Source organism: Paenibacillus sp. VMFN-D1 (genome assembly GCF_003386155.1).
Classification (GTDB): domain Bacteria; phylum Bacillota; class Bacilli; order Paenibacillales; family Paenibacillaceae; genus Paenibacillus_AQ; species Paenibacillus_AQ favisporus.
The window spans coordinates 1,191,359-1,212,630 of the sequence record NZ_QRDU01000001.1 but is presented as its reverse complement, the minus strand read 5'-3'; the positions used below and the strand labels follow the sequence as shown (position 1 = coordinate 1,212,630).

The following is a 21,272-nucleotide window of genomic DNA, read 5'->3' as shown; positions in this document are numbered from 1 at the left end:
CTCCCATCAGGAAGCGCTGAAATCGTTAAAATAATGCACGCCGTCATGCGCCGTATCGCCGGGTTCGGTTCTTCGGTTGGTGCTGAACCATAACTTATCTCCGTTCGCCACTCCGACGCCCTCGATCTCAAACAGGTCAGGAAATGCCGAAGACGTCACGCGAAACGATAGATTGGGATCCGCTTGGATGGTACCCGATGCCGTAGAAATATTGCGATAAACGAGCACAATGCTGACGTTTTTATATGTCATCGGAACATAGATGGTGTTGTTATAATAACCGAAGCCTTGGAAAGCATACGAAGTGATATTGGAAATCGTGCTTCCGTTGACCTTGGCATCTTCAATATTCAGAGAGAAGCTATTCGTTACATGGATCGTTCCGCTGGTTGCGGTTAGCGGCAGTGAACCTCTATACAAGGTTCGTCCGGATTTGAATAAAAAGTTTAGGTTGCTCGCGTCTTTGCTCGTAATTTTCACACCCGACATCGCCTTGTCTGCACCATCGTACTTAATAGTGTAATTACCTACTTTGTAGTAAGTCGTTCCTACATATTTCAGTTTCACGAGACTCATGCTGCCAGCGTTCATGGTGACGACGAACATATAATAATTGCCGTCATTGGAGCTGAGAACGACATCATTGGCATGGCCGAGATAGGTTGCGTAAGTAGATCCGTTATCCCCGTTGGTCATGAGCGTTGTAGTACCGTCACTCATTTTGGTACGATAAATGACCGCCTTATTGTTGTCGCCATTGACTTTTACAGAATAGACGTAAGTTGATCCCACGGCAAATCCCTGAGCGGCGTAGCAATCATTGGCATTGCCCAGCGTAGCGACGGTGGAGTACGTGTTGTAATATGCTGCACTTGCTGCAACGGGCATCAGCATGGATGCGCAGAGAAGAATAGCGATAAATAAGGTCAATCGTTTGCTGCTCCTCCAAGTCTGGGCCATGTCAGCCATCCTTTCCGTAAACCTCCACTTCATACACGGACACCTCCATAAAATTGATGTTATGTTGTCTGTATGAATGAAATCAGTTTCCTGCCTGCCAACCTCCACAATTACAGAGCAGCTTGTTATTGGAATTCCTGCAAGGAATGGTTCGTTCTATTGTAGTTTAACCTGAATCCATGCTCATTCAAGTCATTATAGTCCTAAATCAGGGTAGTTCTGGGCCTAATCCTTTTGTCCCCCTGTTCGGACCCGTCTCATAGCTGGTACTCAGATGTAAAATTTCCCCTTGAACCTTACGCAGCGTCATGTCCTAAGATTCAATTGCCGGCAAAAAATATTAAAGGGAGATCGATGATGATGACGAAACGGCAACTTCAACACAGCACACCGTTTATTAAGTATGCAAGGCGAGGAGTGGGATCCAAATGAGCAGCACATCGTACAGCAATGAGCTGAAAGCCGCCTAAAGGAATGGATCGGACTTGCCGTACTGGCTCTGCCTGCCCTTCTGGTCTCGATTGATCTCTCCGTGATGATTCTCGCGCTGCCGCATATCAGCGCCGACCTGGGCGCAGACAGCGCTCAGCAATTATGGATCATCGACATCTATGGATTTATGCTCTCCGGATTTCTAATCACGATGGGCTCGCTGGGAGACCGGATCGGCCGCAGGAAGCTGCTGATGATCGGCGGAATCTCTTTTGCGGCAGCTTCCTTATTGGCCGCCTTTGCTCCCAACGCCTGGACTCTGATTGCAGCGCGTGCGCTGCTGGGGATCGCCGGGGCAACGGTCGCGCCTTCGACTTTAGCTTTAATCAGCAGCATGTTCCACAATCCCAAGCAGCGCTCTCTCGCCATTGGCATATGGATGATGTGCTCTATGGGCGGCATGGCGCTTGGTCCGGTCCTCGGCGGTATGCTGTTAAACCACTTTTGGTGGGGTTCGGTATTCCTTCTTTCCTTGCCCATCATGCTGATCTTGGTCCTTACCGGACCCGTTCTGCTGCCGGAATATCGTCATCCCCAAACCGGCCCTCTGGATGTAACAAGTGTTTGGTTGTCGTTGCTTGCCATTTTGCCGGTCATCTACGGACTTAAACAAATAGCCAAATACGGCCTCCAAATTGCACCATTACTGTTTGTATTCGCTGGCTTAGTCTTTGGCGTGTTTTTCGTTACGAGGCAGAAAAGGTTGACCAGTCCATTGCTGGATCTGCGTCTATTTGCGAACCGGGGATTCAGCTCCGCGCTGGGAGGCATGTTCGGCATCACATTTACGGGAGCAACGATGCTCTATATCGGGCAGTATCTGCAATTCGTAAAGGGGCTGTCTCCGCTTGAAGCAGGGTTATTTATGCTCCCCGGAGCCATCGCCTCCATGGCCGGGATGTTACTCTCACCGCTGGCCGCACGCCTGATGCGCCCGGCTCGCCTGATCGGTGGAGGCCTTTTGATCTCCGCGACAGGATGTCTGTTCCTCACTCAGGTGGGCAGTGATTCCGGCCTCACCTATCTTGTCATCGGGTATGTGCTGTTCAACTTGGGTGCTGCTCCATTACCCAGCCTGTCCAGCGATCTGGTGATCGGCTCGGTCTCGCCGGCAAAGGCAGGATCGGCCGCAGCCATGCTGCAAACAAGCGGAGAATTTGCGTTTGCGTTGGGCATTGCCGTTTTGGGCAGCATCGGCACGGTCGTGTATCGCAGCCAGGTGACGAGCTTGATCCCTGCCAACCTCCCGGAATCCTCTGCACAACTCTCACGCGACAGTTTGACCGGGGCGATCGAGACAGCAAAAAGTCTCACAGTGGAAGCCGGTACTTCGCTCTTCGAGGGGGCAACCAAAGCTTTTATGGGCGGGTTTCACGCTATTGCAGCGGTAAGCGGAGTCATCATGCTTGGTATTATCGTTCTGGTCGTGATCCAGTTCCGTCACTTACGACCGATTGGAGAGAACCAACCGAACCTAGCAGAAAGTATTCCGGAAGCAGAGCATTCCCTGCTCTAATGAATAATGATCTAGAATAGCCTTGGCCATTAGGCCAAGGCTATTTGCATAATAAAATCCGTTTGTTCTTCGTCACCCATATAAAACGAGTGCGCTCCGGTTTGAACAAAACCTATTTTTTTGTAAAAGTGGATGGCTTTCTCGTTCTTTTCCCAAACTCCGAGCCACACTGTCTTTTTGTTGTGAGTTTTAGCGATTTCCATCGCTTGGTTGATTAAATATTGGCCAAGCCCTTTTCTTTGAAACTGGCTTCGAATATAAATCCGCTCAATTTCAAGCGCATCATTGCCCATGGGTTCAGTCTGGGCATCATTCATATTGACCTTTAAAAATCCGGCAAGTTCATCATGGAAAAGGACGAAGTAAAACTCCGAAGAGCTATGGGCCCATTCTTTTTCCAACTGTTCGGTATTAAATGCCTTTTCCAAATAGGCTTTCAAATTCTCCGGTGAATTCTGGTCTTTAAATGTGTCCGTAAATGTTTCGATGCTAATTTCCCGGAGCCGCGGTAAATCTTCACGGCTGCACTTTGTTATGCTAACTGTCATGTTAGTCGAAAGCTCCTTTATCTAAAATCAATAACCCCTCTTGTTCCCCTTTTTGACGTATTCCCAATCCACTTCGATATTCTTTCTAACCCTTTGCAGAAGTTGAAAAATGGTATCTGTTTCTTCTTCCGAAAATCCCGCTAACGCGACCCGATTCGAATGATCATGTTCTCTTTGGATAAAAGGATATACCGATCGCCCTTTTTCCGTCGGAAAAAGTTTTTTGATCTTTCGGTTATGCTCGTCCGCCTTTTTCTCAATAAAGCCATTCGTTTCAAGCTTTTGTATGGCACGGGCTGCAGTAGTCCGGTCTACCTTAATCATTTCGGCTAGCTTTTCCTGAATGATCCCCGGGCTCTCGCAAATCCGGACAAGATACAAATACTGCCCTTTCGTCAGGTCATATTCCTTAAATTCGATGTTGCTGATTGAATCCAACGCCCTGGCAATCATTCCGATTTCGCGCAGAATTTCTTTCATACGGGCAGCTCCTCATCCTTTTCAACTGATCCATCGTTCTTGATCCATATTATATTATTTTTATTGCATTTGCAACAAAATGAAAGGTGCGAATGATTTAAGTAATTCATAGTAAATGCAACATCAGATTGTTTAGAGCGTAACCTTAAGGCACTTTCGGCAGACCCAGGCCATTCATGACATAGGGACGAACAATGCCCACAAGTATATCGGTTCGGTCATTCTCTCCCACCGTTAACCAAGCATGCGCAGCGCCATAAATCGCAGAGGCAATCATCGCCGAGATGATTTTCGTATGGCTGTCTTCCATGAGATGAAGATTCCCTCTTCGTAAAATGCCCTCAATGGATTGCTGCAGAAGCTGCTTGATTTTCTCATCGACGAGCGATGCAATCGGTTTGGAATCCATTCTGCATATCCGATAAAAATCCATAATGTAGTGGTAAGTCATCATAATCAGCCCGTCACAGATTTCATCCGTAAAGTCGCGTGCATTCAGCACTTGATCAGGGATTCGATCGCGAAAAGCCTGCTCTGTGATTTCTTCCAGCAAAGCGTATTTATCTTCATAATGCGCATAGAAGGTGGCGCGGTTAATCGTTGCCCTTTGTGCGATATCGTTAATGGTTATGGAATCAAAATCTTTCTTTCGGAGAAGCTCCCTGAATGCTTCTCTGATTAACTGCCGTGTGCGCAATACCCTCGGATCCTGCTGATTTACCATATCCAACCTCCTGTTAAAACATCAAATTTCAAAATGTGTTGTCTATGCAATATTCCGCTTCATCTGCCGATTGATAACATGCACCTGCCATATTATCATCTTACCCAACAGATGTTGCTTAAGCAATCTGTGACTACTTGACGGAAAGGATAGATCACTGTTGAATACGATACAAAAGAGAATTTTAATATTTGGCGCAGGTATCGTTGGCAGCATATACGCGCTCCGGTTTGCCCAATCGGGCCTGGATGTCACACTGCTGGCTCGGGAAAAGAGGCTCGAAGCCCTTCAAAAGAACGGGCTGCGCTACAACGATCACGGCACGATAAAACAAATGTCCATCAAGACGATCGCGAAGCTGGAGGACGACGATATTTACGATTTTATCTTTGTTCCGGTACGGTTTGATCAAGCCGAATCCGCCCTGTCTGCGATCAAAAATAACCGGAGCCAAACGATTGTCACTTTGACCAACACCATCGGTTATGAATCCTGGCTTGATATCGTGGGTGACCGGCTGCTCCCCGGATTTCCCGGGGCAGGTGGAGACCTGAAAGAGGATGTTTTATACGCCCAATTCGGCTCGGAAAAACATCAAGGGACAATCCTTGGTGAAATCAATGGACAGACGAGCGAAAGGGTCAAAGAACTGGCCAAAGTCCTTGAAACGGCGGGTTTGCATTATGAAATCCAGCATGATATGTATGCATTTCATGTTTCGCATGCTGCGGTTGCCGTGGGCAACAAGCATTTCTATACGGACGACGGTGTGGTCGATCTGGAGACTGCAAGAAGCGAACGCACGCTCAACAAAATCGCGGCTGATATTAAACAAAACCTTCGCTTGGTCGAGCTGGCCGGAATCCCGGTCGTACCGAGCGAAACGAAGGCCATGGGGGAATTGTCGGAACAAGAACTTACCGCGATGTACCGCCAGATGCTGAGCCATGATTTTATTATTGATGTCATGCTTGGGGACCATGCCGTCAGTCAAAGAGCGGAAATTATGCTGTTGGATGAGAAATTTCATGAAAAGTTCTCTTTGGGGCAATAAACCAGATCGGCTAGCCCGGTTAATCCCATGCAAAAAGAAGCGGCAGTCTAGGACTTTCGAGCCCGGGTCTGCCGCTTTTCATAACAAATAGGCATTTGATGTATTTGGTACTTTTGCGTTTTGGACGGCTTTTCTCGCTTACAGCAGGATCAGCGTTAGAATCACAAATTGCACGGAACCGACAATTTCCATGATGCCTACCCTCATCGGCTTTAACGGTTTGCCGGAGTACATCCATGTCTTGATCAGCGGATAAACAAATGGCAGGCACATCCAAGGGCTGAGCGAAAGCAGCGGCAGTATCAGCGCGATGAGATGATATACCTTCGCATAGAGGGTCCACCGTTTATTTTTCCGCTCACGAAATACGGATTTAACGAAAAAAACGGTTCCCATAAAGTACAGGAAGTTGTACAGCAGAACCTCCGCCAGTTCTCTGCCCCACGTTCCGCCACCCAGCAGATAAGCTGCCGCGCCGGCGGTACAGAACAGCAGAATCGCGCAAACATCGTTCAGCAGCGCCCGCTCGGACTTTCGCCGCACATGCCAGATATTTACGGTAAGAAGCAGGATAAGTACCGGTGCGAACCAGAACAGCCATAACTCCTGAAGCAGCACCGGAATGAGGCACAGGAGGGCCACCGCCGCATAACCTGCCCCCCATTTGAGCCACCAGGTCTGCTTGGTCGTCTTTTTTAAAGCCTGCAGCAGCGGATAGGATGACAAATACAGGAACAGCCAGGCAAGGAACAAGGGGAGATGCAGAAAAACGGGTTTCGCGGCCATCATGCCGATGATAAAGGGAATGCTGACCATGGCCCAGCCCCCGTGCTCCCTTGGAATGACCATGCTTATTTTTTTCATCCACCTTCTGCTCCTTTTCCATGGCTGGCTGTTCACGCCTTTAGGTTCAGGCCGTTCAGCCGCCGATATAGGACATACCAATCTTTTTTCGGCTCATCGCCGTTTGTTCCGTTCGCTCTTCCGAATACCGGTCTTCCCGCTTCTCCCACACGCCGCGGATGGCCGCAAGCAGCTGTTCATCCGATGCGCCGGATCGCAGCAGGCTTCGGAGATCGAACCCTTTGGAGGCAAACAGACAGGAATACATTTTACCGTCCGAAGACAAACGGACCCGTGTGCAGGAAGAGCAGAATGCTTCCGATACGGACGAGATAAAGCAAACCTCGCCCTCCCCGTCTCTGTAGCGGTACCGTTTGGACGCTTCCCCGGGATAGCGCGGAGAGACCGGCGTCAGCTTGGCATCGCCACCCAGCCGTTCGAAGATGTCCCGCTTCGTCATGACCTGCTGCATACGCCAGCCGGTGTCATTTCCAACGTCCATAAATTCGATGAAGCAGAGCGTGATGCCGAGTTTTTTGAACAAAGCCGCCATCGGGACGATCTCCTGATCGTTGAGGCCCTTTTGAACGACCATATTCACTCTAACCTCGAATCCGATACTGCGGGCGCGTTCCATGTTGGCGATAATGACAGACGGCTGAATGCCCCTTCCGTTGATACGGCCGAAGCGTTCCGGATCGAGCGCATCCAAGCTTACATTCACCCGGTGAAGCCCGGCATGATAGAGGCTCTCTGCCTGCCCCCCAAGCAGTAGGCCGTTCGTGGTCAGCCCGATATCATCAATCCCTGGAATAGCAGCAAGCATACGAATGAGCTCGGGAAGTCCACGGCGCAGCAGGGGCTCACCGCCGGTCAGGCGGATCTTTCGCACGCCAAGCGATGCGTATACCTTGGCTGCCCGTGTAATTTCCTCAAATGACAGCAGCTGCTCCTTGGGCATGAAGGCATAGTCATCCCCGAAGATCTCCTTCGGCATGCAGTATGTGCAGCGGAAATTGCACCGGTCCGTCACGGAAATCCGCAGGTCGCGCATCGGTCTTGCCAGTTGATCCAACAGGGGGTTTACCGCCATGTTTCCTTCCTCCTTCGTATAGCCGTACATGCTTCAGCCCGCTTTATCCTTGCAGCTGCGGACTGGTTTTCAGCTTTGAATTTCCGCCTCCATAGCGCTCGTTTGTAGGCTTGTTCGTAATATCGCTGAACGTTCCGACATATTGGATAACGTCTCCGGCATCATCTTTAACGGCATTAATGATTAATAACTCTAAATACTCCTCGCCATTTTTTCGACGGTTCCAGATCTCCCCCTGCCAGCTTCCCCGTTCCTTGATTTCCGCCCACATGGTGCTGTAGAAATCACCGGATTGACGGCCGGACTTCAGGATGCTCGGATTTTTGCCGATCACTTCCTCCTCCGTGTAGCCCGTCAGTTTCGTGAATGCCGGGTTCACGGCATGGATTTTTCCGCTCAAGTCCGTCACGAGAATGCCTTGCCCTGTGGAATTGAACACTTCCGAGGAAACGGCCAGTTTATCCTGGTAATACATCCAAACGACGATGACGAGGCTGGCGAGTGCAATTTGGGAGAGCGCCATGAAGCCGATCGAATACTGTCCTGTCACCGAATGAATGAAGGAGAGCATCAGCGGCGGGAAGAACCCGCCAAGGCCGCCCATCATCGACACGATCCCGTTCACGATCCCCGCCTGCTTGTTGAAGTACAGCGGCACCAGTTTAAAAATGATCCCGTTGCCAAGTCCGGCGCCTACCGCGATGGTTAAACATCCCACAGTATAGAGGCCGATCGACGGAGAGAACGCCAAGATGATGGCTGCAATCGTAAGACCGAGGAATACACCCATTAACAGGAACAGCGGCTTAAAACGGTCCGCCAGCCACCCGCCCACTGGCCGCAGGAAGGTCGCCACCACGATGAATCCGGCCGTGCGCATCCCCGCATCCACCTTCGCCAGCTCAAAATTCGAAACCAGGAAGTTGGGAAGGTATACCGTAAACGCAACGAACGAACCGAAGGTGATGAAATAGAACAATGAAAAATACCACAATTTATCGTTTTTATAGACGCCTTTGATCTGCTCCATGAGCGGCGTTCTGACCTTCGTCTCTTTGCGGTCACCTAGGAATACGTTCAGCACCGCAAACGCGAGCAGCAGAATTAAATACAACTGGACGGTACGCGCCCACCCGATTTGCGTAGCAATGACAGGAGCGGCAAAGGTGGTAATGGCTGTACCGACATTGCCCATTCCGTAAATTCCATTAACCAAGCCCAGCTTTTCTTTCGAATAATATTTAGGGAGCGAGGTGACACCGACCGAGAATACGGCTCCTCCGACACCCAAGAACAGGCCGCCGATCACAAGATGCGTAAAGGATGTGGCCGTGCTGATAAAATAAACCGGAAACAGCAGCAGAATAAAGCTTGCGATAAACACGATCCGTGCGCCCAGGACGTTGGCGTAGTATCCCAGCGGCAAACGGAGCACCGAGCCCAGCACCACCGGGATCGCGGTGAGGATCGCCAGCCGGTCCGCCGGGATGGATATGTCCTCCCGAATGAACGGCAGCAATGCGGAAATGATAACCCATACCATAAATCCAAGCACCAAATTCATCGTCTGCAGCGGCAGCTGCGCTTTTTTGATCATTTCAACCACCTTTTCTGAACGTGATGAATGGCTGACTTCATTGATCCCCATGCCTTATTGTACGTGACGATATTCACAAAGATAATAGGGAAGTTCCCTGAATTCGTCAGGGGAACTTCCCTATATCCTGTGGCTGAAACACCCGGTATCCTTAAAAACGCTAGAAATCCAGCAGTTTTTTCTTTAGCGCATACTCCACCAGCTCCGGGCGGCTTTTCAGGTTCAGCTTCTCCATAATTTTGGCCTTATGGGCCTCCACCGTTTTGACGGAGACATACAGCTTCTCCGCAATCTCTTTGTTGCCGTAGCCTTTGGCGATGAGCGGCAAAATCTCGACTTCCCGTGGGGACAGGCTGTTAAACGGATCGTTGTCCGCGCTCTCGCTGTCCTTTTTAATATACTCCCGAACCAGTGACGTGGCCATTTGCGGATGGATGTAGGTTCCTCCCTTATGTACCATCCGGATGGCCGAGACCAGCTCTTCATCAGGCGCGTTTTTGAGCACGTAGCCGGAGGCGCCGTTTTTCAGCACATGGAACAAATAGTCGTCGTCATCGTACATGGTGAGGATCAGTATTTTCGTATTCGGAAAATCATTGCTGATCTTGCCCGTGGCAATCAGGCCGCTCTCTCCCGGAGGCATGCTGAGGTCCATCAGCAGCACGTCCGGTTGATGCTTGGCCACCATGGCGTAAGCCTCCATGCCGTCAGCGGCCGTCGCCACGACTTCCATATCCTCCTGATAGTTCAGAATCATGGAAAAGCCGCTCCGGACCACCGCATGATCATCCGCTATGACAATTTTCATCGTGTATCGGTCTCCCTCTCCCTCTCGTTCTCCTCTGAACACGGAATGCGCAGCTCCACCTTCGTCCCTCCGCCAATGGCCGAATACAGCATAAACTGGCCGCCGACAAGCTCGGCGCGCTCACGCATCCCGTATAAGCCAAGGCCGGTGCCCTTGGCTTCATTCTCATTCATATTGAATCCGGTTCCGTCATCCTTGACGGTCAGCTGCAGGACCCCGTCCTCTTCGCATAACCGGACATGCACCTCGTCGGTACCGGCGTATTTCAGCGCGTTCAGGACGGCTTCCTGGCATACGCGGTAGACCACGGTCTCGATCTCGCTGCCGTAACGGGCCGCGGACAGCTCCGCCGAGAAATCGACGAGCAGGCCGTAGTTTTTCTCGATCCATTTGAAATGCGAGCGGAACGCTGCTTCCAGCCCCAGGTCATCGAGCGAGGCGGGCCGCAGCTCCACGGACAAATGGCGGATGTCGTCCAGCAGCCGCGTCAGCGACACTTCGGTCTGCTGCAGCTTCTTCAGCACATCTTCGCCAACCTCCATATATTTGACCACACGCAGGTCCACAAGCGAGCTGAGCAGCTCCTGGGCGACGCTGTCGTGCAGTTCCCGGGATATCCGCTTTCGCTCATCCTCCTGCGCTTTAATGACGTATTTCAGCAGATTCGAGCGCTGGAGCATCTCCTGCGTCTTCTGCTGTTTAGTCAGATCCAACAGCATAAGCACGCGGATTCCCCGCTCCTCGTCGATGGTATGATAGCTGGCTGCATAAGGAACGACGCCTTCGCCCCTTGTTTTGAGATAGACCTGGAATGAGGAAAAATCCCCTTTCGGATAGTCCAAATAGCATTTGGAGCACGAAATCTGGTCTTTTTCGTCCGTGTAGCCCTTGCAGGCCTGGCAGAAGGAATCGTCGACGCCGGACTGCATCCGTTCGATCACGTCGATATCCAGTATATTCTCCGCGGCCGGGTTCATGGCGATGACGCTGCCTTGTTCATCGATAAAAAAAATCGCCTCCATGCTGTTCGCATACATCTTCTTCAGCAGATCATTTAAATGTCCATCCGTCATCTGAATCAAAGCTGCCCCACCTCCCTCGCATGAAAAGCGCCAAATTCCTTGCCAAGTCCCTCTTGGAACTGATCGAAGGCTGCTTGGGTCAGGCGGTTCTCCGCGCGGTAGCCCACCAGCAAGACGCCCTGAACCCGCGCTGCTTCCCACAGCGGGATAGCCCCGAGGCTCTTCAGCTGCTCCGCCACGATGATCGGATAATTAAACAAATCCCGGGATTCGATATCGGTGTTCACATTTTGGATCAGCATCGGCTTGCCGGTTTTGAATACGATGCCCGCAATGCCTTTCCCTGAATGCAGCACAATCCGCTTATAGCGGTCGTTCATGTTGCCGGAGGCAAATTGCCAGGTCAATACGAATCGGTCCTCAGCCGGCTGAACCAGCGCCAGGGACACGAAATCGAATTGAAACCGGTCCCGGAGCTTTTCGATTTCCGCTTGGTATTGATAGTTCGGCTGATTCTTCATGGCCATAGCTCCCCTTGATGTAGAAAAGAAGGCTGTTCGCCTTCTTTGGTCTACGATTCATAATTGCGGTGCTTCCTATAAAGGATATATCTTCTGCCTATATAATTCAACGGAACGCTCCATACATGCACGAGCCGGGTAAACGGCCACAGCGCGAAAATCCCGAATCCGGCCAGAATGTGAATCTTGAACGACAGCGGCACATTTACCATCAGCGCCGCATCCGGCCGCAGCATAAACAATTCCCGGAACCAGACCGAGATGCTCTCCCGGTAGTTGAACTCCGGCTGGACGGCGTTCGTCACCAGGGTGCTGTACATGCCCATGAACACAATGAACAGCAGCAGCACGTTGACGATCATGTCCGAAGCGGAGCTAAGCCGGCGGACATTACGGATCGTGAACCGGCGCGAGGTCAGCAGGATCATGCCGCCCAAGGTCAGCAGGCCAAAGGCGCTCCCGATATATACAGCGCCGATATGGTACATATGGTCGCTGACTCCCGCCGCTTCCATCCACGATTGGGGAATGACCAGGCCGGCGAAATGGCCCCCGATCACGGGGATGATGCCCAGATGGAACATTAGGCTGCCCAGCTTCAGCTGCTTTTTCTCGATAAACTCACTGGACTTGGCCGTCCAGTTGAACTGGTCGGTACGGTACCGGTAAATATGTCCGACGACAAACACCGCGAGGCACACATAGGGGAATATGACCCATAGAAACTGGTTAATCATGCTCATGCGCCTCCGTCTCCTGCTGGATACATGCTTTAAACGTTTCGCGCAGGCCGCGGATCAGGTGAGCGTACGGACTGCCGGACTTCTCCAGCGCCTTCAGCAGATGGTAGGTGCCGTCCTCCATGACCGCCATCATGAGATCCAGGCTCTCCGCCGCTTCCTTTTCATGCCCCTGCCAGTTGGCGGCATAGACGAATTCGCACATGAGCGGCAGGTAATCGGACAGCTCGGAGCCGGCAATATCGAGGCCGTACAGCTGATACGTTTCCTTGAGCTTGGCCAGCATTTGTCCCCGGTCCCGGCTGTCCTCAAATTTATGGAAGGTCATGTACAAGGTCGTTTTTTTCTGAAAATCGAACGTCTGAACGTACATCTCCTCGATCTGCTCCATACTGTATTCATGCATCAGGTCCCAGAATGTACGGACCGAAGTATAGGCCGGATGTTTGGAGTCCAGCGACTCCGCCAGCACAGACGGGTGGAAATCCAGCTTCTCCGGGTAGGTCAGCATCTGGGCGAAAAATCCGAATACGTTTTGATCGTTCTGCAGCTTTTCGAGATTAATCACGCCAGATCCCCCCATAGAAATTTTCTTCGTACAATTCCTTGCCGGTTTTGCCCTGCGGGCTTGCCGGTCCGCAGCCGCTGCAGCCCATGCTGAAGCCTTCGAGGCCTTGGGAGCGGTACACATCCATATGGCTTTCTTTGTGCGATGTCGGCACCACGAACCGGTCATCGTATTTGGCAATGGCAAGCAGCCGGTACATCTGCTTCATTTGACCTGCCGTCAGGCCGACCCGCGTCAGCCGCGCTTCGTCAAATTCGGCACCGGACGACTGGGCCCGCATGTAGGAGCGCATCATCGCCATCTTCTGCAGGGCTTCCTTCACCGTTGTCGTATCCCCTGCCGTCAGCAGGTTGGCAAGGTACTGAATCGGCGTGCGCATCTCCTCGATCGCCGGGAAGATCAGGTCCGGATTTTCGATCGAATCTCTGCCTTCAAAGTAGTTCATGATGGGGCTGAGCGGCGGCACGTACCAGACCATCGGCAGCGTCCGGTACTCCGGATGAAGCGGGAAGGCCAGCTTGTATTCGATGGCGAGTTTATAGACCGGCGAGTTTTGGGCTGCCTCGATCCATTCCTCGGACAGTCCGTCTTTGCGCGCCTGCTCGATCACCGCCGGATCGTGCGGATCAAGGAACAGGCTGCATTGCGCCTGGTACAGATCCTTTTCATCCGGCGTGGAGGCCGCTTCCTGCACCCGGTCGGCGTCATACAGCATCACACCCAAATACCGGATGCGGCCGGTGCAGGTCTCCGAGCATACCGTCGGCAGCCCTGCTTCGATTCTTGGAAAACAGAAGGTGCATTTCTCTGCCTTGTTCGTTTTCCAGTTAAAGTACACCTTTTTGTATGGGCAGCCGGTCATGCAGTAGCGCCAGCCGCGGCAAGCTTCCTGGTCCACGAGCACGATGCCGTCCTCGTCCCGCTTGTACATTGCGCCCGAAGGGCAGGAGGCCACACAGCTGGGGTTCAGGCAGTGCTCGCACAGGCGGGGCAAATACATCATAAACGTCTGCTCGAAGTTGAACTTGATCTCTTCCTCGATCTTTTCGATATTCGGATCCTTCGGGCCCGTTACATGGGCGCCCGCTAGGTCGTCTTCCCAGTTCGGGCCCCATTCCAGGTCCATCGTTTCGCCGGTCACCGCCGATTTCGGGCGGGCCACAGGCTGATGCTTCTTCTCACCGGAGTTGGTCAGATGCTCATAGTTGTAGGTCCATGGCTCATAGTAATCCTTCATTTCCGGCATATCGGGATTGTAGAAAATTTTGCCGAGCGCGATTTTGGACAGCTTGCTGCCGGATTTCAGCTGCAGCTTGCCCTTTTTCAGCGTCCAGCCTCCCTTGTACTTCTCCTGGTCTTCCCAGCGGACCGGGTAGCCGACGCCCGGCTTCGTTTCCACGTTGTTGAACCACATATATTCCGCGCCCGGACGGTTCGTCCAGGTGCTCTTGCAGGTGACGCTGCACGTATGGCAGCCGATGCATTTATCCAAATTCATAACCATGGCGACTTGCGCTTTAATCTTCAAGCCAATCCACCTCTTTCATTTTGCGGACAGCCACGTACACATCCCGCTGATTGCCGATCGGTCCGTAGTAGTTGAATCCATAGCTGAGCTGGGCATAACCTCCGACCATCTGGGTCGGCTTCACGTGGATTCGCGTCGGTGCGTTGTGGCTGCCGCCGCGGTCCTTCGTGATTTCCGAGCCCGGCACGTTGATGTGCTTATCCTGCGCATGATACATGTACATCGTGCCTTTCGGCATCCGGTGGCTGACGACGGCGCGGGCGGTGACGACGCCGTTGCGGTTGTAGACCTCCAGCCAATCGTTGTCCTGGATGCCGTTTGCCGCCGCATCGTCGTTGTTGATCCATACCGTCGGCCCGCCGCGGAACAGCGTCAGCATGTGCAGGTTATCCTGGTACGTGCTGTGGATGTTCCATTTGCCGTGCGGCGTCAGATAGCGGAGCACGAGTGTGTCTTTGCCGCCGGTAATCTGCTTGTCGCGCGGACCGAATACCATCGGCGGCAGCGTCGGCTTATAGACCGGCAGCGCTTCGCCGAATTGCAGGAAAATTTCGTGATCGATATAGAAATGCTGTCTGCCGGTCAGCGTCCGGAAAGGCACATGCCGCTCGATGTTCGTCGTGAACGGAGAATATCTTCTCCCCATTTTGTTCGAGCCGCTGAACACCGGCGTCGGGATGACTTCCCGCGGCTGGGCCGTGATGCTTTGGAACGTGATACGCTCCGCCGCGCGGTCCGCGGAGATGTCTTTCAGGCTCACGCCGGTGTCATTCTCCGCCGACTCCCAGGCGCGCTGCGATACTTTGCCGTTCGTCGCCGAAGAGATATGGAGAATGGCATCCGCCGCATTTCTGGCGGTATGCAGCTTCGGCAGGCCGTTTTTGATCGTGTCGTCATCATAGCTTCCGTTCATGCGCTTCAGCTCTTCGTACTCCTCGGCCACCGAGAAGCTGACGCCGTGCGCCCCGATTTTGCCTGCCGCCAGGCTCGGGCCGAGCGTCACGAATTTATCGTAAATTTTCGTATAGTCGCGTTCGACAACGGTCAGGTTCGGCATCGTTTTACCCGGAACCGCTTCGATCTCACCCTTGCGCCAATCGAGCACCTTGCCATAAGGCTGGGCGATCTCGCTGAGCGAATCATGCGCCAGCGGGCTGGCCACGAGGTCCTTGTATACGCCGGGAAGATGCGTTTTGGCCATCTCCGAGAAGGTCTGTGCAATCGTCCGATAAATGTCCCAGTCCGAGCGCGATTCCCACAGCGGATCCACCGCCGGATTGAACGGATGGACGAATGGATGCATGTCGGTGGACGACAAGTCGGTTTTCTCGTACCAGGTCGCTGCCGGCAGCACCACGTCGGCATACATCGGCGTCGAGGTCATCCGGAAGTCGAGCGCGACCAGCAGGTCCAGTTTGCCTTCCACGTCTTCGCGCCACACCATTTCCTCCGGCTTCTCGTCTTCGTTCGGCGTCGAGAGCAGGCTGTCCGAAGCGCCAAGCAAATGCTTCATGAAATACTCCTGCCCTTTGGCTGAGCTGGAAATCAGGTTCGAGCGCCATACGAACAGCGATCTCGGGAAGTTTTCCGGCGCATCAGGATCCTCGGCAGCGAATTTGGTATCTCCAGAGACGATTTGCGTTAACGCATGCCGCACGATCTCCTCGTTGGTCGTTTTTCCTTGGCTGGCCGCTTCCTTCGCGAAAGCCAGGCTGCTCTTGTTGAACTGCGGATAGGACGGCAGCCAGCCGAGTCTCGCCGCAAGGACGTTATAATCCGCCGGATGCTGGTAACGGATGTCCCCGCCCGTAGGCGATTTCAGGGAATCGGCACCCATTTCTTCGTATTTCCATTGGTCTGTCGCAAAATAAAAGAATGACGTCGCATTTTGCTGCCGCGGCGGCCCCTGCCAGTCTTTGGCGAAGGCGACCGTGGACCAGCCCTCGATCGGGCGGCATTTTTCTTGGCCGACGTAATGCGCCCAGCCGCCGCCGTTCACGCCTTGGGAAGCCGTCAAAATGACCAGGTTCAGAATTGAGCGGTAGATCGTGTCGCTGTTGAACCAGTGGTTGATGCCTGCGCCCATAATGATCATGGAACGGCCGCCGGTATCCAGCGCGTTTTGCGCGAATTCCCTGGCAATCTGCACAACGATTGAAGCCTTCACGCCGGTAATTTTCTCCTGCCAGGCCGGGGTGTAGAAGGAATCCGCATCGTCGTATCCGCCCACCTGTGACCCGCTGTCGGTTGAGACAATACCGTATTGACTTAACATCAGGTCGTATACCGTTGCCACGAGGCGATCGGTCCCGTCGGCGAGCTGAATTTTTTTCGCCGGGATTTGGCGTTCGAACGTGCCGTTGGCGTTATTGTCGAAGAACGGGAAGCAAATCGTCTGCCGCTCTGCCCCCTGGGATTCCACGGAAAGGGCCGGCGCAATGACCGATCCGTCCTCGCGTTCCAGAATCAGGTTCCACTTCTTGCCTGGCTCCCAGCGCTGTCCCATCGTGCCGTTCGGGACCGTGATTTCATTTTTGTTCTCGTCGTAAATCACCGGCTTCCACTCCGCATGCGGGGTCGTATCCCCAAGGTCGCTTGCCCGCAGGAATCGTCCGGCCTTATATCCGCCCTCATGCTCATCCAGCAGAAGAAGGAACGGCATGTCTGTATACTTCTTGGCGTAATTCAGGAACATCGGCTCCTGACGATCCTGGTAGAACTCTTTCAAAATGACATGCGTCATCGCTTGAGCGACCGCCGCATCCGTTCCCGGATTCGGGGCAAGCCAGTTATCGGCGAACTTGACGTTCTCCGCATAGTCCGGCGCCACCGATACGACCTTTGTTCCTTTGTAGCGCACTTCCGTCATAAAATGAGCGTCCGGTGTCCGCGTTAAAGGCACGTTCGAGCCCCACATGATCAAGTAGCCGGCATTGTACCAATCGCTGGATTCCGGCACGTCGGTTTGCTCTCCCCAAATTTGCGGGGAAGCCGGCGGCAGGTCGGCATACCAGTCGTAAAAGCTCAGCATTTCGCCTCCGAGCAGAGAAATGAATCTCGCCCCCGATGCGTAGCTGATCATCGACATCGCCGGAATCGGGGTGAAGCCGGCTATGCGGTCCGGTCCGTATTTGCGGATCGTATAGATCAGCTGCGCGGAGATCAGCTTGGTCGCATCCGCCCAAGAGACGCGTACATGACCGCCTTTGCCGCGCGCTTTCTTGTAGGTTTTCGCTTTTTCAGGATCCTCCACGATGCTGGCCCAAGCTGCGACCGGGTCGCCATGCTGGTTCAGCGCTTCATTCCACATGTGCCACAGCTTGCCGCGCATATACGGATATTTCACACGGAGCGGGCTGTATTCGTACCAGGAAAACGAAGCTCCGCGCGGACAGCCGCGCGGCTCGAATTCCGGCATATCGGGACCACAGGATGGATAATCGATCTGCTGATTTTCCCAGGTGATGATGCCGTTTTTCACAAACACCTTCCAGCTGCACGAGCCGGTGCAGTTCACGCCGTGCGTCGTGCGCACAACTTTGTCATGGGACCAGCGCTTGCGGTACATGTCCTCCCAGTCCCGGCTTTTCTCTTCAAGAACGGACCAGTTGTCCGAATAGCTTTCCAATCGTTTGAAGAACTTCAGTCCCTTCTTCCGTTTCATTGGACGGTTCAACTCCTTTACGTGAATGACCATGATCGGGGAATCAATGTGTCGTCCATTCGTATGCCTCCATTATGAGAGCCTGCTGCTGCGTTTGGTATCAGGGAAACTCCTATATCCGGGCGAGAAATCCCTTGGTTGGTGGGAGGAGTGTGCTGGAGAGCATACGAATGCATGGGTGTAAAAGCAAAAGATTCAAGTAAAACCTGAATGGCAGAGTCACAAGAAGGAAAAAGACTATAGTGAAGCCTTCTACACTTGTCCATGGGGTGGGGATGGATTCCGGGTTCCAGCCGCTGTTGAATCCGTGTTCCCTAGATTTGATAGGGATGTAGGAACACGGATTCAAAGGCGGCACGTAAACTTTCCACCCCGAATCCATTCCCTGTTTGGAGATACAGTTACGAAAGCCGAAAACCTTTCAATGCAATTCAGCCCCATCAACGGATCACCCTTGCAGCTTATTAATCAATTGTCTTCCTGTTGTTTCCCTCACTCTTGATCTCCCCTTCCCTGAACGTTTGTCGCCTGGTAGTACTCTTCGTTCACCTTCTGCTTGTTCGACTCCGCTGAGCTACCTCATAAGTCCTCTTTTCATTACCGCCATCCCTCTGAAAGCCTGAGCCCGCTCTATCATGCGAACTTAAGTAGCCGAATGGAGTGCTCCCCCTCACTCCCACACAAAAAAAGCCCCTCTTCACGTCGTGAAGAGAGGGGCCTCTAAATCACCGTTATCCGGATCAGCTGCACCGCTTGCGAATCCGCTCGAACAGCACGTTATTTTCCAAATGGATGTGCTCGAAGGTGTCTTTTTCCAGCAGTCCAAGCCGCTGGTAGACAAGCCGATACGTGCCGCAGGCATCTGCCGGGAGGGAGAAATCGCCGGTCACTTCCCGCAGCTCCTTCAGCAGTTGTCCGGCCTGCTCATGCTCCTGCTCCAGCCCGGACAGCAGCGGCCGAAGTTCCGCCAAATGCTGCGGATTCGGATTCGCCATGGATTTTCGGATCTGCGGAAATACGTTGTGATCTTCGTCCTCCGTATGCTCCTGAAGTTCACTTTTCAAATCAGTGAATAATTCCTGCACCCGCAGCAGCTCCGGATGACGTTCTCCATGAACGCGGGCCAGCTTTGTCACATATGGCGTTAACGCAGGAAGTTCTTCGCGCAAAAAAGCGTGATGCTTGTTCTGAATGTATTCGATCAGCTCCGGTTCCGCCAGATCTCCAGGCCGGCTGTCCTGATACTCCGCCATTTTCGTCTCCAGTGTCCGGATCTGTTTCAGAACCGCGCTGGAATCGAGCTTCCGTGTAGTCGTTGCTTCCTCCAGAGGGATTTTGCCTCCGCAGCAAAAATCGATGCGCAATGCGCGGAACAGATCGGCTGACTGCGGTACGGCTGTGACGATGTCGGCTACGTGCGTTTGAAGCGTTAATTGACTCATTGAAAGGACCTCCTGTAGTGGATTCATTCCCATATCGTGATGCAGAACTCATTTACAGCCCCAGTATAAGGAATCTTCGAAGCCTGCCTTGTGATTCCAGTCATACCAAAAGCAAACGAAATGTGAAAACATCCACGGCAGAAAAAAAAGCTTCCCACACCCTCCCGAACGAGAGGATATGAAAAGCTACATTGCTATGCATCGCCTGTTTAGGTTGTTTAAAATTTCTCAGGAAACTGTTTAACAATGCCTTCTGTCAGGATGTCTGCCAAATGAATCATATGGATCTCGTTTTTGTCGGTCGCCTCGATATCTGCTTTCCAGTCTCCCTTGAGGCAGTCAAGGACGATTTCCGTGATCAGCTGAAGGTGCGTGTACAGCATATCCTGCAGCTCTTTAAACGACCAATTCGGATTCGCAGCGCTTAAAAATTTGGCGATATCGTCGGCGTTACGATGCCAATCCGCTTCTAACTTTTGCACATCCGCCTGGTTACCCGCTTTGGCTGCCGCGACAATTTTCCCTGCAATGAGAATATGTTCTCTTAGAATCTCAGCCAGCTTATTACCGGCAGCTTCCCCGTAATAGGGTTTGATCACATTACCGATGTCCTGCTGGTTCCGCAGGAGCCGGTCCAATACGTCCTGCTGATCCGGACGGTTCGAAATGGCGCTGACAATATAACTTCTCGTCCAGATGGTATGGTCAATCCAAGCTTTTTGCATATCGGTTTTCAGCTGCACCATTTTAGGGCTGATGCAAACCGGATTCTTCTTCCCATCCACCATGGCTTGTGCAGGTGCTGCGATCTGAATCATGCTGAAAATAAGCGTCAAGGTTATAAGTAAAGCCTTAAGCCGTTTGTTTTTCACTGTTATCTGCTCCTCTATACGTTTGGAATACATCAGGCTGTCTTAATATGGATAAAAAATACCCGATTTTATACAGAGGAGCAGCTTGGTTTCTGATCGCTTCGTTGATTCCTTCTAATTAGACGGTAGGGACGGTTCCTCCATCAATGACATATTCAGCGCCCGTAATTGAAGCGGCACGTTCTGACGCCAGAAAAGCGACAAGTTCGCCAACCTCTTCCGGAAATCCAGGTCGTCCAACGGGAATTCCTCCCAATGCATCCATGACCGATTGGAGCGCACTTTCGAAGCTGCCTGTTACCTGTGCGATATTCTCCATCATCGCGTCTGCTGCAGCCGTTTGAATAAAGCCGGGAGCAACGCGGTTTACACGGATGCCTTGTGGAGAAAATTCTTTTGAAAGGCTTTTGCTGTAATTGCTTAGTGCCGCCTTTGCAGCTGCATAAGGAATTGTAGATTCGACCAGGGGCAATACCCGCTGGATGGATGAGATGTGGATGATGACCCTCTTCCTTTTTTCGAGCATCAACCGGAGCAGTCCCCGATCCAAGCTTACAGCAGCCAATAGGTTCAAGTTTAGAGCTTCGAGCCAATGTTCGTCACTTGTCGCAAAAAATCCTCCCGCAGGTGTGCTGCTCCCCCTACGTTATTGACGACGATATCGATCGTGCCAAACCGCTTTTTTACGGCCTCGATGACCTTCATCGTTCCTTCATTTGAAGATAAATCGGCCTCCACAAACCGTTCCGGATCAGCAAGGTCCGCTGGCACAGAACGTGCTGTTGTCATTACCTCAGCAC

At 52.5% G+C, this 21,272-nt stretch carries 18 protein-coding genes and 1 pseudogene; 2 read left to right on the top strand and 17 right to left on the bottom strand.

Annotated elements, in window-relative coordinates; all coding sequences use genetic code 11:
• Positions 1 to 6: 6 nt before the first annotated feature.
• A complete protein-coding gene (locus tag C7820_RS05675) occupies positions 7 to 993 on the bottom strand; it encodes a hypothetical protein (RefSeq protein ID WP_258875124.1) in 987 nt (328 codons plus the stop codon).
• A gap of 445 nt (positions 994 to 1,438) precedes the next feature.
• Here C7820_RS05675 and C7820_RS05670 point away from each other — a divergent pair, with 445 nt between their 5' ends.
• Positions 1,439 to 2,968, top strand: a complete 1,530-nt coding sequence (locus tag C7820_RS05670) for an MFS transporter (RefSeq protein WP_258875253.1) — start codon at positions 1,439 to 1,441, stop codon at positions 2,966 to 2,968.
• A 29-nt stretch (positions 2,969 to 2,997) separates the two neighbouring features.
• Here the strand turns inward: C7820_RS05670 and paiA are convergent, their stop codons facing one another.
• The 3 genes from paiA to C7820_RS05655 form a co-directional block, all read right to left on the bottom strand.
• Positions 2,998 to 3,516: a spermidine/spermine N(1)-acetyltransferase gene (paiA, locus tag C7820_RS05665; protein WP_116230103.1), complete on the bottom strand. Its 519-nt coding sequence runs from the start codon at positions 3,514 to 3,516 to the stop codon at positions 2,998 to 3,000.
• A 27-nt stretch (positions 3,517 to 3,543) separates the two neighbouring features.
• On the bottom strand, positions 3,544 to 3,996 hold the full coding sequence (locus C7820_RS05660; RefSeq protein WP_116230102.1) for a MarR family winged helix-turn-helix transcriptional regulator: 453 nt from the start codon (positions 3,994 to 3,996) through the stop codon (positions 3,544 to 3,546).
• 145 nt (positions 3,997 to 4,141) lie between these two features.
• Positions 4,142 to 4,720 (bottom strand): TetR/AcrR family transcriptional regulator, encoded by a 579-nt coding sequence (locus C7820_RS05655; RefSeq protein ID WP_116230101.1) that lies wholly within the window; start codon positions 4,718 to 4,720, stop codon positions 4,142 to 4,144.
• A gap of 160 nt (positions 4,721 to 4,880) precedes the next feature.
• Here C7820_RS05655 and C7820_RS05650 point away from each other — a divergent pair, with 160 nt between their 5' ends.
• Positions 4,881 to 5,774: a ketopantoate reductase family protein gene (locus C7820_RS05650; RefSeq protein ID WP_116230100.1), complete on the top strand. Its 894-nt coding sequence runs from the start codon at positions 4,881 to 4,883 to the stop codon at positions 5,772 to 5,774.
• A gap of 138 nt (positions 5,775 to 5,912) precedes the next feature.
• Here C7820_RS05650 and C7820_RS05645 read toward each other — a convergent pair whose 3' ends face one another.
• The 13 genes and pseudogenes from C7820_RS05645 to C7820_RS05585 form a co-directional block, all read right to left on the bottom strand.
• Positions 5,913 to 6,638, bottom strand: coding sequence for a YwiC-like family protein (locus C7820_RS05645; RefSeq protein ID WP_116230099.1), 726 nt, complete (start codon positions 6,636 to 6,638; stop codon positions 5,913 to 5,915).
• 55 nt (positions 6,639 to 6,693) lie between these two features.
• Positions 6,694 to 7,710 (bottom strand): GTP 3',8-cyclase MoaA, encoded by a 1,017-nt coding sequence (gene moaA, locus C7820_RS05640; protein WP_116231643.1) that lies wholly within the window; start codon positions 7,708 to 7,710, stop codon positions 6,694 to 6,696.
• Positions 7,711 to 7,753: 43 nt separating this feature from the next.
• Positions 7,754 to 9,307 (bottom strand): nitrate/nitrite transporter, encoded by a 1,554-nt coding sequence (locus C7820_RS05635; RefSeq protein ID WP_116230098.1) that lies wholly within the window; start codon positions 9,305 to 9,307, stop codon positions 7,754 to 7,756.
• 160 nt (positions 9,308 to 9,467) lie between these two features.
• On the bottom strand, positions 9,468 to 10,115 hold the full coding sequence (locus tag C7820_RS05630; RefSeq protein ID WP_116230097.1) for a response regulator transcription factor: 648 nt from the start codon (positions 10,113 to 10,115) through the stop codon (positions 9,468 to 9,470).
• Positions 10,112 to 11,197, bottom strand: coding sequence for a sensor histidine kinase (locus tag C7820_RS05625; RefSeq protein ID WP_116230096.1), 1,086 nt, complete (start codon positions 11,195 to 11,197; stop codon positions 10,112 to 10,114). Before C7820_RS05625 ends, C7820_RS05630 begins: the two co-directional genes overlap by 4 nt.
• Entirely contained in the window at positions 11,194 to 11,658 is a 465-nt protein-coding gene (locus C7820_RS05620) for a GAF domain-containing protein (protein ID WP_116230095.1), read from the bottom strand. The genes C7820_RS05625 and C7820_RS05620 overlap by 4 nt, the downstream gene beginning before the upstream one ends.
• 50 nt (positions 11,659 to 11,708) lie before the next feature.
• Positions 11,709 to 12,401, bottom strand: a complete 693-nt coding sequence (narI, locus tag C7820_RS05615) for a respiratory nitrate reductase subunit gamma (RefSeq protein ID WP_116230094.1) — start codon at positions 12,399 to 12,401, stop codon at positions 11,709 to 11,711.
• Positions 12,388 to 12,966 carry a nitrate reductase molybdenum cofactor assembly chaperone gene (gene narJ / locus C7820_RS05610; RefSeq protein WP_116230093.1) on the bottom strand — a complete coding sequence of 193 codons (579 nt, stop codon included), beginning with the start codon at positions 12,964 to 12,966 and terminating at the stop codon, positions 12,388 to 12,390. The genes narI and narJ overlap by 14 nt, the downstream gene beginning before the upstream one ends.
• The gene (narH, locus tag C7820_RS05605; protein WP_116230092.1) at positions 12,959 to 14,494 is read right to left on the bottom strand and encodes a nitrate reductase subunit beta; all 1,536 of its coding nucleotides are present in this window, start codon (positions 14,492 to 14,494) and stop codon (positions 12,959 to 12,961) included. Before narH ends, narJ begins: the two co-directional genes overlap by 8 nt.
• Complete coding sequence (locus tag C7820_RS05600; protein WP_116230091.1) at positions 14,484 to 18,158, bottom strand: nitrate reductase subunit alpha; 3,675 nt, start codon at positions 18,156 to 18,158, stop codon at positions 14,484 to 14,486. Before C7820_RS05600 ends, narH begins: the two co-directional genes overlap by 11 nt.
• A 740-nt stretch (positions 18,159 to 18,898) precedes the next feature.
• On the bottom strand, positions 18,899 to 19,600 hold the full coding sequence (gene ric, locus C7820_RS05595; RefSeq protein WP_116230090.1) for an iron-sulfur cluster repair di-iron protein: 702 nt from the start codon (positions 19,598 to 19,600) through the stop codon (positions 18,899 to 18,901).
• 218 nt (positions 19,601 to 19,818) lie between these two features.
• Positions 19,819 to 20,472 carry a glycosyltransferase gene (locus tag C7820_RS05590; RefSeq protein WP_181908942.1) on the bottom strand — a complete coding sequence of 218 codons (654 nt, stop codon included), beginning with the start codon at positions 20,470 to 20,472 and terminating at the stop codon, positions 19,819 to 19,821.
• Between the two features lie 118 nt (positions 20,473 to 20,590).
• Positions 20,591 to 21,261, bottom strand: a pseudogene (locus C7820_RS05585) (SDR family oxidoreductase).
• Positions 21,262 to 21,272: the final 11 nt, after the last annotated feature.